Genomic DNA, 14195 nt, shown 5'->3' with positions numbered 1-14195 from the left:
TTACTTACCTAATGTGGCCGGAATGGAGTCAGGAGATGCCCAATGCGTAGCCCCATCAAGCTTGAATTTTCCGAGAAGTACGACAAAGAACATGCCCGCGAGTACTTTCTCAAGCACCAGGATGGCCTGGCGCGACGCCTTTCCCACAAGCGTGATGAGCAGCTGGCGCGTCGTGCCTTGGCATTGGCTGGTGAGCCTGGGCTTGTCCTCGACCTGCCATGCGGTGCCGGCCGCTTCTGGCCGTTGCTGGCAGAAAAGCCCAACCGGGTGATCATCGGCGCCGACAACTCAGAAGCGATGATCGAGACAGCCTGTACCGCGCAAGCGCCAGAGGTGGTGGCACGGGTACGCCCTTTGCAGACTTCGGCATTTGCCATCGACTTGCCGGACAATTCGGTGGACAGCATCTTCTGCATGCGCTTGTTCCACCACATCGGCGAAGCGGCGCACAGAAAGACCATTCTTTCGGAATTTCAACGGGTTAGCCGTGATAGTGTGATCCTGTCATTGTGGGTGGATGGTAATTTCAAGGCATGGCGCCGGAAAAAACTGGAACAGCGCCGCAGGTCCAGGAAGGGCGACCAGGACAATTACCAGAACCGTTTTGTGTTACCGGCCGACACGGTCGAAGAAGAATTCCGAGCCGCCGGCTTCAGAATCCAGGAACGCCTCGACTTCCTGCCGTTCTATGCCATGTGGCGGGTATATGTATTGCGTAAGGGGTAGTGTTTGATGGCTGTAGCCCAGAGCGGGGAGTCGCGGTTCGATTTTTACTGGCGCCAGCAGGGCGAGTGGGTCGAGGAGCCTAACCAGCGCCGTGGTGGCGAGAGCGGTGTGCAACGCCTCGACGATGGCAATGGCAAGCTGCTGTATGCCAAGCGCCAGGTCGGGCATATCTACCGTAGCCTGCTGCACCCTTTCGGCCGGCCGACCGTATTGCGTGAGCTCGATGCGTTGAACAGCTTCGAGCAACTGGGCGTGCGTGTACCGCGCATCGTCTTCTGTGGCGCCGAACGTGGTGCCGACAAGCAGTGGCGTGCGCTATTGGTGAGCGAAGCACTCGACGGTTTCGTCGAACTCGATACCTGGCATGCCGAAGGTGCCCGCGAGCGTTACCCGCAGGTGGTGCATGAGCGCATGCTCAAGGACCTGGCGGACAACCTGGCGCGCATGCACCTGGGGCACTGGCAGCACGGTTGTCTGTATGGCAAGCATGTGTTCGTCAAGGTGATTGGCGAGGGCGAGCAGGCCCGGGTCGAAGTCGCGCTGCTGGACCTGGAAAAATGCCGTCGGCGCATCAGCTGCCAGCGTGCGGCGGGCAATGACCTGCGCCAGCTGCGCCGCCATTCGTCGATGAATGACGCGGAATGGCAAACACTGCTCTACTTTTACCAGATGGCGTTTGGCAGCGCTGTCAAAGGGTTAGGGCAATGAAACTAGAAATAGCTCGAGCTTTGTTCCTGGTAGCTGGCCTGGCGGTGACCACCGTGGCGGTGGCTGCCTGGGAGGAGCCGAAGCCGACGGTGTTCAGCAAGGCCGAACTGGCCGACCAGTGCGCGTTGCCGCGGGAAATGAAACCGCAGCAACAAGCCGAGGCCGCGCCGGATCAGGACCTGTTGCTGTTCCTGTTCGGCATGCGCCAGGGGTTGCGGCCGTTCGGTTGAACCCGGTGTAGATGGAAATGCCAGAGGCCTCGCGATTGCGGGGCCTCTGGCATTTTTGCATTTGCCTCGCCGGCCTCTTCTCGCGGGCTTGCCCGCTCCCACAGGTAACGCGCAAGGTTCAAGACCTGTGCAGTATTTGTAGGAGCAGCCTTGTGCTGCGAAGAGGCCAGCAGGGCAACAGTGCTTCTTCGGCAGTAGGGGCCCCTTCGCAGCACAAGGCTGCTCCTACCGGTCCTGCGCAAACCTCAAAGTCGATGCTGGCCAGGTGGGAGCGGGCGAGCCCGCGAAGAGGCCTGTTCAGGCAACCGATGTTTCCCTGGCAACCGCCTTGTGCGCCAGCAACGTGTAGATACAAGGCAACACGAACAGGGTAAACAGCGTACCAATCGACATCCCGGTGGCAATCACCGTACCGATGTCAAAGCGGCTGACTGCCCCCGCACCAGTCGCCAGGATCAGCGGTACCATGCCAAATACCATCGCTGCCGTAGTCATCAGCACCGGCCGCAGGCGAATCGCCGCGGCTTCCTCGATCGCCTCGCGCACACTCATGCCGCGCTCCTCACGTAACTGGTTGGCGAACTCGACAATCAGGATGCCGTGCTTGCTGATCAGCCCAATCAGTGTCACCAGCCCGACCTGGGTGTAGATGTTCATGCTCGATACGCCAAGGAACAGTGGCAGCAGCGCGCCACAGATCGACAACGGCACCGTCACCAGTATTACCAGTGGGTCGCGGAAGCTTTCGAACTGCGCCGCCAGCACCAGGAAGATGATCGCCAATGCCAGGCCGAAGGTCACCCACAGCGCGCTGCCTTCCTGCACGTACTGGCGCGCCACGCCGGCATAGTCGAAGGCGAAACCTTCCGGAGCCTCCTCACGGGCGATGCCCTGTACGGTCTGCAGCGCCTCGCCCAGGCTGACCATGGGCACGCCCTGGATGATCGCCGAGTTCAGCTGCTGGAACTGGTTGAGCTGGCGCGGGCGGGCGCGGTCGGTAAGGGTGATCAGGGTGGATAGCGGCAGCAGTTGGCCCTGGTCGTTCTTCACGTAGTAGTTGTTCAGCCAGCCGGGGTTGTCGCGGTAAGGCCGCTCGACCTGGGCAATCACCTTGTAGCTGCGGCCTTCGAGGGTGAAGCGGTTGATTTCCGCCTCGCCCAGCAAGGTCGCCAGGGTGCTGCCCAAGGTGTCCATCGACACCCCCATCTGCGCCGCCTTGGCCCGGTCGATATCCACCACCACCTCGGGCTTGTCGAAGGCCAGGTCGATGTCGAGGAAGGCGAACTTGCCGGATTCCTGGGCGCGGGCCTTGATGCGCTGGGCCACATCCAGCAGTGCCGGGTAGTCGCCAGCGCTGTTGATCACGAACTGGAATGGCAGGCCCTCGCCGGTGCCGGGCAGCGACGGCAGGTTGAAGCCGAAGATCTGCAGGCCACTGATTTCTTCGAGCTTGCTCTGCACCAGCGGCAGCAGCTCCATCTGCGTGCGCTTGCGCTCGTTCCAGGGCTTGAGCAGGAAGCCGCCGATGCCGGTCTGCACGCCATTGAAACCGTTGATCTGGAACGACGAGTAATACTCCGGGAAAGCCTTGAACAGCGGGGTGAATTCGTCGGTATAGGCGTTGAGGTAATCAAGGTTGGCCGGCTGGGGTGAACTGCTCATCATGAAGATCACCCCCTGGTCTTCGTTGGGCGCCAGTTCGTTCTGGGTGAACTTCAGCAGTACCGGAATCAGGCACAGAATGATCACGGCAAACACCAGCACGACGGGCCGGCTGTCGAGGGTGGTGTGCAGCAGGCGCTGGTAGCGCACCTTCAGGCGTTCGAACAGCACGTCCAGGCGGTGGGCAAGGCCGCTGGGGTTCTGTTCCTGGCGCAGCAGCAGCGCGCACATCATCGGTGACAGGGTGAGGGCAACGATGCCGGATATGATCACCGCACCGGCCAGGGTCAGGGCAAATTCCTTGAACAATGCGCCGGTCAGCCCGGTGAGGAAGCCGATCGGTGCATACACCGCCGCCAGGGTAATGGTCATCGACACCACCGGCATGGCGATTTCGCGGGCGCCCTCGAGGGCGGCGTCGAACGGCGACTTGCCTTCTTCCATGTGCCGGTGGATGTTTTCCACCACGACGATCGCGTCGTCCACCACCAGCCCGATGGCCAGCACCATTGCCAGCAGGGTCAGCAGATTGAGCGAATAGCCCATCATCTGCATGAAGAACAGCACGCCGATCATCGACAGCGGAATGGTCACCACCGGAATCAGCACCGAACGCAGGGCACCGAGGAACAGGAACACCACCACGATGACGATCAGTACCGCTTCGCCGAGGGTCTTGATCACTTCGTCGATGGAGGCCTGGATGAAAAGCGTGGCGTCATAGGCGATCGATACCTTCAGCGCCGAGGGCAGCTGGCTTTCCAGCTCGGGCATGATGCGCCGCACTTCCTTGATGACGTCCAGCGGGTTGGCGGCTGGTGTGGCCTTGATGCCGATGTACACCGATGGGGTGCCGTCGAATGAGCTGACCGTATCGTAGTTTTCCGCCCCCATCTCGACCCGCGCCACATCGCCAAGCAGCACGCGGCTGTCGCCACTGGTCTTGACCGGCAGGGCGGCGAACGCCTCGGCCGACTTCAGCTCGGTGCTGGCGTTGATGCTGGTGACCACGTATTCACCCTTCACCTCGCCGGCCGCGGAAAGGAAGTTGTAGCGGCGCACGGCATTGGTCACGTCGATGGCAGACAGGCCATAGCCCGCCAGTTTCACCGGGTCGATCCAGATGCGCATGGCGAACACCTGGTTGCCGAGGATTTCCGCTTCGGCCATGCCCGGCAGGGTCGCCAGCTTGGGCTGGATCACCCGCGACAGGTAGTCGGTGATTTGCGGGTTGCTCATCTCTTTGCTGTAGAAACTGATGTACATAAGCGCCGAAGCATCGGCGGCTTCCTTGCTCAGTACCGGGTCTTCGGAGTCCTGGGGCAGCTTGTTGCGCACTTCGTTGGCCTTGGCCAGCAGTTCGGTGAACAACCGGTCGCTGTCGGCGCCGATGCGGGCGTAGATGGAAATGATCGAGAAGTTCTGTCTGCTCACCGAGGTCATGTAGTCGATGCCTTCGGCGCTGGCCAGGCTTTGCTGCAGCGGCTGGGTGATATAGCCCTGGATGGTCTCGGCGTTGGCGCCGGGGTAGGCGGTGGTTACGGTGATCAGGGCATTTTCCATTTGCGGGTACTGGCGGATCTGCAGCTTGTTCCAGGCCTGGAAGCCCAGCAGCAGGATCAGCAGGCTCACCACGCTAGCCAGCACCGGGCGGCGGATGAACGGGTCGGTGAACGCCATGCCAGCCTCCTGTCAGTCCTTGCCCGGCGCGCCCTGTGCGGGCTTCAGGGCTTTGTCCTGGCCGATGCGGATCGCGGCGCCGGGGGTGAGCTTCAGTTGGCCGGCGGTGATCACCTGTTCCCCGGCCTGCAGGCCCTTGCTGACCACCACCACGCCGTCACGGCGCTCGCCGGTCTGCACCGCGCGTTGCTCGGCGGTGAGCTGCGGCTGGCCCTTGTCGTCGTGTAGTGGCTTGCCGTCCTTGTCCTTTTTCGGCGTTGCGACATACACCGAGTTGCCATACAGGGTGTAGGTGATGGCGCTTTCCGGCACCACCACGTGTGGCTGCGGGTTGGGTAGCAGGATCAGCAGGCTGGCGAACATGCCCGGCAGCAGCTTGCTGTCCGGGTTGGCCATGGTCGCGCGCACCAGCAGGTTGCGCGTGGTTTCCTCGACCTTGGGGTTGATGGCGCTGAGGCTGGCGGGGAAGGTCTGGCCCGGGTAGGCGGCCACCTGCACCAGCACCTGCTGGCCCAGGCTGAGGTGCGGCAGGGCCTGTTCCGGTACGTTGAAGTCGACGTAGAGGCTGGATGTGTCCTGCAGGGTGGCGATCACCGTGCCGGCGGCCAGATAGTCGCCGACGTCCACTTGGCGAATGCCGATGGTGCCACTGAACGGAGCGCTGATGCTCTTCTTGGTCTTCGATGCCTTGAGCTGGTCGACCACCGCCTGATTGCGCCGGTACTGGGCGGTGAGGCGGTCGAATTCGCCGCGGGAGATGGCCGAGTCGCCGACCAGTTGGCTGCCACGGCCGAAATCTACCTTGGCCAGGCCCAGGTCAGCCTGGGCGGTGCCGAGCAGGGCGGTTTCCTGGTCGTCGTTGAGTTGCAGCAACAGTTGCCCGGCCTTGACCTGCTGGCCTGAGTCGAAATGCAGGGCCTTGACGATGCCTTCCACTTCCAGGCTCAGCTCAACGCCCTGTAGCGCCTTGAGGCTGCCGACAGCGGGCAGGCGCTCTTGCCACGGGCGCTGTTCGGCCAAGGCGGCCGCCACGGTGATGGGCGGCTTGGGGGCAGTGAACATCTGGATCTGCTGGTAGATCGAAAAGGCTTTGTAGCCCCCCAGGGCCAGCACGATCAGCAGAACCACGGCCAACATGATGAGCATGCGGCGGCGCAGCATAGGTCCGGTTCCTTGGATGCGGTTGTTATTCGCTTAGACACGACAACGGGCGATCCTGCCCACGTGTGGATGGGGGAAGTATTGACTGTTTTTTGGGGGAAGGGGAGTGGAATGCCTGGGCCGGCCTCTTCGCGGCTAAAGCCGCTCCCACAGGGAACGCGCAGTCAACGGGTTGCGCTATTCCTGTGGGAGCGGCTTTAGCCGCGAAGGGGCCAGTACAGCCAACCCGAAAATCAGACGAGATGCAGGTGATTGTCCCAGAAACCGGACGGCAGGTTCATCGGTTGCCCGACCAGCTCGGCCTTGCGGCAATCATAGAACCGGCAACGGCCCTGCCCGGAGGTGACGACAAAGCCGTCCTGTACCGCGCCCACCCCCGCGCAATCGGGCATTGGCGCATCCAGCCGCACCGCGCCGCTGTCCAGGTCCCAGACGAACAGGCGGTTGGCTCGTGGCGCGGTCAGCGCGACCAGCCGCAGCTCGCTGTGGATAGCCACGCTGGCGGTGTACTGGGCCATGGCCTGCAACTGCCGCTCCGGTACCGGGAAGGCCATGAACGGCTCGCCCGGGCGCTTGATCGCCAGCAGTTCGGCGGTTTCATCGGCATCGCCCATGAACTGTTGGCAGGCGGCGATGGTGCCATCGCTGCCCACCGCCAGGTGGCGCACGCTGTTCATCTGCTGGGCCAGGGTTTCCTTGCTCAGCAGGGTGCCGTCGCGCTGCATCAGCACCAGGCTCGGTTCCATGGCGTCGAGGTTCATCTCCACTCGGCTTTCGGCTTCGGTGCGGATACCGCCGTTGGCCACGATCAGCGTTTCGCCGTCCGGCAGCCAGGCCACTTCGTGCGGGCCGATGCCGTGGGTCGGAATCTCCCCGCTGTGCACCAGGCGCTCGCCTTCGAAGCGGTACACACCGAGTACGCCACGCCCCGGGTCGGTGGTGTCGTTCTCGGTGGCATACAGCCATTCGCCACCTTTGTGGATGACCGCGTGGCCGTAGAAGTGCCGGTTCGGCTGCGAGGTGACGGTTTGCAGCAGGCGCCCGTCGCGCAGGTCGACCAGGTAGCTTTCGGTGCCGGGACGGCGGGCGACGAACAGCGCGATCGGCAGGTCCGGGTGATGGATGATGGCATGGCAACGTTGGGCGACCTGGGTGCTGAACACCTGGGTGCCGTCCAGGCGGAACCCGACCGCATAGTGCTTGCCGTCGCCGTCGTCACGCGCCGACAGCAGCAGGGGCTCGCTGCCTTTGTTGCGGAACAGGCTCCAGCCGCCCAGGGTGAGGGCGCTGAGCAATACGCTACCGAGTTTGAGGGCCTGGCGTCGCAGCATGATCAGTCACCGTCGTTGGCATTGAAGCCCAGCTGGATGTTCAACGCCTTGGCCAGCTCGCCTTCGTGCAGGCGGTGGACGGCGTTGAGGCTGTCGTAGATCTGGTTCAGGGTTTGCTGGCCAGCGTCGTCGGCCAGCAGCTCGCCCAAGGTTTTCTGATTGTCGGCCAGCAGCTTGAGCGAGGCAGCGTAGGCGGCGTCGATCTTGTCTGCCAGGGCTTTCTGATCGCTGGGCAGCAAGCCGCGCAGGCCTTGGTTGTCGACCCCGACCCAGACCGCTTCGGCGGCCTTGAGGCTGGCCTCCAGGCTCTTGAGCGAGCTGTGGCTGCGCCAGGCTTCGGCCTGCAGTGGCTGCGGAATGCCCTTGCTCTGGCGGCCCATCGGCGCACCGAGCTTTTTCTTCAGGCTGTCCAGAGCGGTGACCTGGGCGCGCAGCAGGTCGGCGATGGCCTCGTGGGAGTCGGCGTAGCGCTGGTTGGGGAACTTGGTCATCTGCGAGAGCATGCCGTCGGTGCTGTTCCAGCCCTTGAGGATCTCTTCGGCCAGGGTTTTCTGGTGTTCACCAATGGCCACCAGCAACGGGCAGTAGCGGGCTTTCTGCTCGGCTGTGGCGATGTCCGGCTTGCTGTCGAACAGGATGTACTCGTAGGCCGACAGGCCACGTACCACCACGCTGGCCTTGCCCAGGGCCGCGGCATCGACCGGTTGGTCGGCGTTGACCAGTTGCTCGACCTGGCGGCCGACCAGGTTCTTCTTGTCGGGCCAGAACTGTACCTGCCAGGCGCGGTTGCCTTCGGCCAGCGGGCCGACCAGCAGCGGTTGCAGTTCGGCCCAGGCCTTTTGCGCGTTGAGGAAGTCGGCACGGGCCTTGTCCAGGGTTTCCTTGCCTTCGCAGTAGGCCAGGGCGCTGGCGGCCAGCGTGCGGTCGGCTTCGACCCAGCGGCTGTAGGTGGGCAGGATCACCTGCTTGGCGATGGCAGCGGAGGTCACGGCTTGCGGGTCCTGCGGCGAGCAGGCGCCGAGGGCGAGTGCGGCGAGGCTGGTGAACAACAGTTTGGGTCGGAACATGCCCGGCTCCTTTGCGCTTTTTAAAGTGAGTTCAGGAAAGCCAGCAACGCGGCACGCTGCTCGGCATTGAAAGTGAGTACGAAATTGCGTGCCGCCTCGGCCTCGCCACCGTGCCAGAGCACGGCTTCGAGCAGGTTGCGGGCGCGGCCGTCGTGCAGGAACTGGCTGTGGCCACTGACCGTTTCGCTCAGGCCGATACCCCACAGTGGCGGGGTGCGCCAGTCCTGGCCGTTGGCGGCGAATTCGGTGCGCTCGTCGGCCAGGCCCGGGCCCATGTCATGCAACAGCAGGTCGCTGTAAGGGCGGATCAACTGGTTGGCCAGCTCCGGCTCGGCGGCATTGGCGGCTGTGGTGAACTGCGGTGTATGGCAGCCCTGGCAGCCGGCCTGGTAGAACAGGTTCTTGCCCGCCAGCACGTGCGGCGAGCCAACATCGCGGCGGGCCGGCACGGCCAGGTTGCGGGTGTAGAAAGTGACCAGGCGCAGGATATTATCGCTGACTTCCTTCTCGCCATCGGCACCGTCGCCGTTGGGCGCGGCCAGGCAGTCGGCCTGCGCCGGGGTACAGTCGTCGTTGGGCTGCAGGGTGGTGGTCAGGCCCATGTCGCCGGCAAAGGCATGCACGTTCTGCTGGTTGACGTTGGGCTGCCCGGCCTTCCAGCCGAAGCGGCCGACCACGGTTTTGCCCTGGGCGTCATCCCACACCCGGTTGGCCCGGCCGCGGATGCCGTCGCGGTTGCGGTCGTCGGGATCCTCGTTGGCCAGCAGGTCGGCTTCGGGGATGGCTTCGAGCAGGCCCAAGCCGATCATCGGCGGCGCCACCCGCGCCGAAAAGCGCGTGTCGGGGTGCATCACGCCATAGCCGAGCTGGGTGATCTGCAGGGCCGGCTTGCGCAGCTCGACCTGGTGGCCATCCTCGAACGACACCGTTTCGCTGGTGTAGCTCACCCGCACCTTGCCTTCCGGCGTCACGCCGGGGATGGCCATGTCCTGCAGCTGGGTGCCATAGACCGGCTCCGGCACCACGCCGAGGCGTTCGACCACCTTGGCCAGGTAGGGCTGGTCGGGGATCGACAGGCGTACCAGCATCGATACGGCGTTGCTGTCGCCCGGCTCTGGCGGGTGGCCGCGGCCGTCGCGCACGTGGCAGTTCTGGCAGGCATTGGTGTTGAACAGCGGGCCCAGGCCGTCACGGGCGGTGGTAGTGGACGGGGCGATCACCCAGGGGTTGCGGAAGAAACTGTTGCCTACGGCGAAGTCCAGGCGCCGCTCGGGCGAGAGGTTGGCCGAGGGCAGGGAATAGGCATTGCGGTCAGTACGCTGCACGGTGGCTTTGCCGCCCGACAACGCTTCGCCGGGCTCGGCCTGGGTGAAACGCGGGGCGTCGTCGCAGGCGGCAAGGGCAAAGGCCAGCAGCAGGGGGGAGAGTCGGGACAGCGACAAGGACATCGAAAATCCTGGGCGTGAGCGAAAAACCGGCGTGCAAGCTTAGCAGGGTGAGTGAGTTTGAATAAGAGCAATTTGCAATTGCTGGATGAAATCGGTGTCAGTTGGCCATGTCGGCATGCTCGGTCTCTTGTGGGAGCGGCCTTGTGTCGCGAAAGGGCCGCAAAGCGGCCCCCGGCATTGTTTGCATCGGCGCCGAAATCCTGGGGCTGCTTTGCAGCCCTTTCGCGACACAAGGCCGCTCCTACAAGGGTGTGTGTTGCCTGAACGAAAAAGGCGACCCGAAGGCCGCCTCTTTCAGAACCGCTACAGCAGGATCAGAACTCGTGATCCGCGGTATCCGGGTTCAGGTTGGCAATGCCCAGCTTGCCCGCGGCCTGCTCGATCGCACCGGTCTGCTTGACCAGGGAGGCGATGGCGTCACGCACGATCTGGTTGCCGGCTGCGTTGTCGGCAGCGATCAGCTGGTCGTAGTGCTCGCCCTTGAGCGCGTGGTCGACGATCACCTGGATCTTGGCTTCGGTGGCTTCCAGGTCGGCCTTGAGGGTGGCGTCGGCGGCCGGGTCTACCTTGGCCACCAGCGACGACAGGCTCGGGCCGGTCACCTTGCTGCCGTCCGGGCGGGTGTACTCGCCCAGGTAGACGTTACGGATGCCCTTGGCATCGTAGAAGTGCGAGTAGTGGGTGTTGTCGCTGAAGCAGTCGTGCTCGTCTTCCGGCGAGTTGGCCTCCAGCGAAACCTTCATGCGCTCGCCAGCCAGTTCGCCCAGCGACAGGCTGCCCATGCCGAACAGCATCTTGCGCAGGCCGTCGTTGACCGACTCGGCTTCCAGCTTGGCGCGGTAGTTGTCGGCAACGTTCGGTGCCCAGTTGCCGACCATCTCTTCGAGGTCCTTGACCAGCAGGTCGGTGACCGCTTTCAGGTAGGCACGGCGGCGGTCGTTGTGGCCACCGGTGGCGCCTTTGCCTTCCAGGTAGTCCGACGCCGGACGGTTGCCCGCGCCCGGGCCGGTGCCGTTCAGGTCCTGGCCCCAGAGCAGGAACTCGATGGCGTGGTAGCCGGTGGCGACGTTGGCTTCAGAGCCGCCCAGTTCGTTCAGGCTGGCCAGCTTCTCGGGGGTGATGTCCTTGACGTCGATCTTCTCTTCGCCCACCTGGATCTCGGTGTTGGCGATGATGTTGGCGTTGGCCGCCGGGTTGCCCAGGGCGTGCTCATAGCTCTTGTCGACGTAGTCGATCAGGCCTTCGTCCAGCGGCCAAGCGTTCACCTGGCCTTCCCAGTCGTCGATGATGGTGTTGCCGAAGCGGAATACTTCGCTCTGCAGGTACGGTACGCGCGAGGCGACCCAGGCTTCCCTGGCTGCTTTCAGAGTTTCGTCGTTCGGCTTGGCCAGGAACGCGTCGACTGCGGTCTGCAGGGTCTTGGCGGTGCTCAGCGAGTCGCTGTACACGGCGTAGACCAGCTCGGCGTAATGCTTGACCACGGCTTTGCCGGCGGCTTCGTCGACAGCCCCGGGCGCTGCAGCGGTGGTGCTGGCGGCAACAGGTGCCTGGGCTTGCGGCGCGGCGGCCTTGTCGTCCTTGCCTTCACCGCAACCGGCGAGAGCGATGGCAATGGCCAGCAGACTGGCGGAGGCCAGAGGCATTCGAATCATTGTTGGTTTTCCTGCATCGTGTGGTTGGACCAAGGGGTGGACGGTGCGCCGTGGCACGCGAAACGACAACATCATGCGAAAGATTTGCATTTGCTGTAAAGGGGGCGGGCATGCAATTCGTGTAAATGCCGGTCACGGGCTGTAATCGGGCAGGCGGCTCAGAACATCGAAACCTGGTTTCGCTGTGCCTGCTTGAGGAAGTTGGTCAGCTCACGGGCCGACAGCGGCTTGCTGTAGTGGTAGCCCTGGCCCTCATGGCAGCCCTGGGCGACGATGTAGGTTTCCTGTTCGGCGGTTTCCACGCCTTCGGCGATTACCTGCATCCCCAGGCTCTTGCCCAGCTGGATGATGGCGCGGACGATGGTGGCGTCGTCATCGTCGTCCAGCAGGTCCTGGACGAAGCTCTTGTCGATCTTGATCTTGTCCAGCGGCAGCGATTTCAGGTAGCTGAGCGACGAGTAGCCGGTGCCGAAGTCGTCGATGGCAATCAGTGCTCCGGAGCGGCGCAGGCTCAGCAGGTGCTGGGCAGCGGTGCTGATGTCTTCCATCAGGCCGGTCTCGGTGACTTCCAGTTCCAGGCTGCGTGGTGGCAGGCGGTAAGCCTGCAGCAGGTTGTTGACCACCCGCGGCAGCTCGTTGTGGTGCAGCTGTACGGTGGACAGGTTGACCGCCATGCGCAGGTCGCTGAAGCCCATGTCGTGCCATTCGCGCAATTGCCGGCAGGCCTGGTCGAGCACCCATTCGCCGATGCCGATGATGCTGCCGTTCTGTTCGGCCAGGGGGATGAACTGGTCCGGGGGCACCATGCCCAGCTCCGGATGTTGCCAGCGCAGCAGTGCTTCGACACCGACCACGCGGTGGTCGCGGTAGCTGATCTGTGGCTGATACACCAGGTACAGCTGGTTGCGTGGCAGGGCTTCGCGCAGGTCCTTTTCCAGTTCGCGACGGCGGCGCATCTCGCTGTCGACGCTGGCGATGTAGAACTGGTAGCGGTTGCGCGAACGGGCCTTGGCCAAGGTCATGGTCTGTTCGGCTTTCTGCAGCAGCTTCTCGGTGCTGTCGCCGTCTTCCGGGAACAGGGTGATGCCGATGGTGGCGCGCAGGCGGATCTGCTGGTGGTGGTCGAGGTCGAACGGTACTTCCAGGTCGTCGAGGATACTCTGCGCCAGTTCGGCGGCCTCGTAGGGCTGCTCGATATTGGCCTGCACCAGGGCGAACTGGTCACCACCCAGGCGTGCCAGGGCGCCCAGTCGGCCGCTGTGGGCGCGCAGGCGGTCGGCCAGGGCCAGCAGCAACTGGTCGCCGACCTGGTAGCTGAACTGCTCGTTGATGCCCTTGAAGTCGTCCAGGCCTACGCACAGTACCGCCACGCGGTGTTGCAGGCGGCCACCGTCGACGAGGATCTTGTCCAGTTGCTGCTGCAGTTGCTGACGGTTGGGCAGGCCGGTGAGGAAGTCGTACTGGGCCATACGTTGCAGGCTGTTTTCCGCCTCGTGACGCAGGTGGGTGTTGCGCTCGATCGAGGCCAGCAGCTGGTTGGCGGTATTTACCCACAGGCCCAGCTCGTTCTTCTCGTGGCCCTTGAGCAGCGGTAGCTGATGCTGGCTGGGGCGGTCGGGGTTGATCTGGGTGAGGTGCTCGATGATCTTCGACAGCGGTTTGGTCAGCAGCCAGTGGTAGACCAGATACAGCACCAGGCCCATGGCCAGGGCCCGCAGCACGCCGGAAATGAAGATGATCACGGCGTTGATCAGGAAATCTTCGCCGTAGGACGAGGTGTCGAGGGTGATGCTCAGGTCGCCGTAGTATTCGCTGTAGGGGCCGCGGCCGACCAGTTGCGTGCTGTAGGTACGTTCCTGGCCGAGGATCAGGTCGGTCAGCCAGCGCATGGACATGTCCTGCAGCGGGCGGGACTTTTCTGCGAGCATGGTTTCGTTGGGGTGGCCAATGGAGGCCATGCGTACCGATTCATCCTGGAACAGGCCTTCAATCACCTGCATGCCCATTTCGCGGTCGAGGCTATATACCGCCTGGGTCGAGGGGTCGCGGAACATGTCGAGGATGCGTTGGGCATCGCTGTTCACGGCTTGGCGGGTCTTGTAGGTGTCGTAGACGATTTGCGCACAGCTGAGCACGACACCGACCGCTAGCGCCGACAGCAGCACGACCCTGAGCAACTTGACCGACAAGCTGTTCCGCAATTCCAGCTTCAATGGGGGTTTCCTTAATCCATGCGCATGGCATCATTTTGCCATCAACGATGACGATACACTATCGGCCGACCATCAGAAGTGTATCGGTTGCCTGACCCCGCAACTTGAATGCGCCGTGACAATCTTCCAGAGGTTTGATGTTAGCGTGGTATGCGGGCTGAGCAAGCGTTTTGCGGGTGGGGCGTGGATGAAAACCGTGTCGACCGCTTCGCGGGCAAGCCCGCCCCCTCAGGCATGGCACATTCCTCCAAATGGAGTAGCGCCTGTGGGGCGGGTCTGATTTGCACGCCGCTGGAGAAGCGGACGGGTCCCTGCGA

10 protein-coding genes are annotated in these 14195 nt (G+C 63.5%); 3 read left to right on the top strand and 7 right to left on the bottom strand.

What is annotated here, in order from left to right; genetic code table 11:
• The first annotated feature begins 42 nt into the window (after positions 1 to 42).
• The 3 genes from E5221_RS23380 to E5221_RS23370 are packed head-to-tail and all read left to right on the top strand — an operon-like array spanning position 43 to position 1664.
• Complete coding sequence (locus E5221_RS23380; RefSeq protein WP_013974088.1) at positions 43 to 726, top strand: class I SAM-dependent methyltransferase; 684 nt, start codon at positions 43 to 45, stop codon at positions 724 to 726.
• A 6-nt stretch (positions 727 to 732) separates the two neighbouring features.
• On the top strand, positions 733 to 1434 hold the full coding sequence (locus tag E5221_RS23375; protein WP_013974087.1) for a lipopolysaccharide kinase InaA family protein: 702 nt from the start codon (positions 733 to 735) through the stop codon (positions 1432 to 1434).
• Positions 1431 to 1664 (top strand): hypothetical protein, encoded by a 234-nt coding sequence (locus E5221_RS23370; RefSeq protein WP_013974086.1) that lies wholly within the window; start codon positions 1431 to 1433, stop codon positions 1662 to 1664. The genes E5221_RS23375 and E5221_RS23370 overlap by 4 nt, the downstream gene beginning before the upstream one ends.
• Before the next feature lie 297 nt (positions 1665 to 1961).
• Here the strand turns inward: E5221_RS23370 and E5221_RS23365 are convergent, their stop codons facing one another.
• The 7 genes from E5221_RS23365 to E5221_RS23335 form a co-directional block, all read right to left on the bottom strand.
• Positions 1962 to 5006, bottom strand: a complete 3045-nt coding sequence (locus E5221_RS23365; protein WP_247846531.1) for a multidrug efflux RND transporter permease subunit — start codon at positions 5004 to 5006, stop codon at positions 1962 to 1964.
• 12 nt (positions 5007 to 5018) lie between these two features.
• Entirely contained in the window at positions 5019 to 6167 is a 1149-nt protein-coding gene (locus E5221_RS23360; protein WP_247846530.1) for an efflux RND transporter periplasmic adaptor subunit, read from the bottom strand.
• A 233-nt stretch (positions 6168 to 6400) separates the two neighbouring features.
• A complete protein-coding gene (locus tag E5221_RS23355) occupies positions 6401 to 7498 on the bottom strand; it encodes a DUF1513 domain-containing protein (RefSeq protein ID WP_061552429.1) in 1098 nt (365 codons plus the stop codon).
• Positions 7499 to 7500: 2 nt separating this feature from the next.
• Positions 7501 to 8565, bottom strand: coding sequence for an imelysin family protein (locus E5221_RS23350; protein ID WP_182328995.1), 1065 nt, complete (start codon positions 8563 to 8565; stop codon positions 7501 to 7503).
• A 20-nt stretch (positions 8566 to 8585) separates the two neighbouring features.
• On the bottom strand, positions 8586 to 10013 hold the full coding sequence (locus E5221_RS23345) for a di-heme oxidoredictase family protein (RefSeq protein ID WP_247846529.1): 1428 nt from the start codon (positions 10011 to 10013) through the stop codon (positions 8586 to 8588).
• Positions 10014 to 10327: 314 nt separating this feature from the next.
• Entirely contained in the window at positions 10328 to 11665 is a 1338-nt protein-coding gene (locus tag E5221_RS23340) for an imelysin family protein (RefSeq protein ID WP_182328997.1), read from the bottom strand.
• 158 nt (positions 11666 to 11823) lie between these two features.
• Positions 11824 to 13878 carry a GGDEF domain-containing phosphodiesterase gene (locus tag E5221_RS23335; RefSeq protein WP_015271685.1) on the bottom strand — a complete coding sequence of 685 codons (2055 nt, stop codon included), beginning with the start codon at positions 13876 to 13878 and terminating at the stop codon, positions 11824 to 11826.
• Positions 13879 to 14195 lie beyond the last annotated feature (317 nt).

This window comes from Pseudomonas sp. A2 (assembly GCF_023100865.1).
Lineage (GTDB): Bacteria > Pseudomonadota > Gammaproteobacteria > Pseudomonadales > Pseudomonadaceae > Aquipseudomonas > Aquipseudomonas asiatica.
The sequence above is the reverse complement of the archived record's forward strand: the minus strand, read 5'-3'. Positions and strand labels throughout refer to the sequence as shown.

Bases quoted from the DNA above. Each gene is read 5' to 3' on its own strand.
- E5221_RS23380 (WP_013974088.1), top strand. From the start codon at position 43: ATGCGTAGCCCCATCAAGCTTGAATTTTCCGAGAAGTACGACAAAGAA.
- E5221_RS23375 (WP_013974087.1), top strand. From the start codon at position 733: ATGGCTGTAGCCCAGAGCGGGGAGTCGCGGTTCGATTTTTACTGGCGC.
- E5221_RS23370 (WP_013974086.1), top strand. From the start codon at position 1,431: ATGAAACTAGAAATAGCTCGAGCTTTGTTCCTGGTAGCTGGCCTGGCG.
- E5221_RS23365 (WP_247846531.1), bottom strand. From the start codon at position 5,006: ATGGCGTTCACCGACCCGTTCATCCGCCGCCCGGTGCTGGCTAGCGTG.
- E5221_RS23360 (WP_247846530.1), bottom strand. From the start codon at position 6,167: ATGCTGCGCCGCCGCATGCTCATCATGTTGGCCGTGGTTCTGCTGATC.
- E5221_RS23355 (WP_061552429.1), bottom strand. From the start codon at position 7,498: ATGCTGCGACGCCAGGCCCTCAAACTCGGTAGCGTATTGCTCAGCGCC.
- E5221_RS23350 (WP_182328995.1), bottom strand. From the start codon at position 8,565: ATGTTCCGACCCAAACTGTTGTTCACCAGCCTCGCCGCACTCGCCCTC.
- E5221_RS23345 (WP_247846529.1), bottom strand. From the start codon at position 10,013: ATGTCCTTGTCGCTGTCCCGACTCTCCCCCCTGCTGCTGGCCTTTGCC.
- E5221_RS23340 (WP_182328997.1), bottom strand. From the start codon at position 11,665: ATGATTCGAATGCCTCTGGCCTCCGCCAGTCTGCTGGCCATTGCCATC.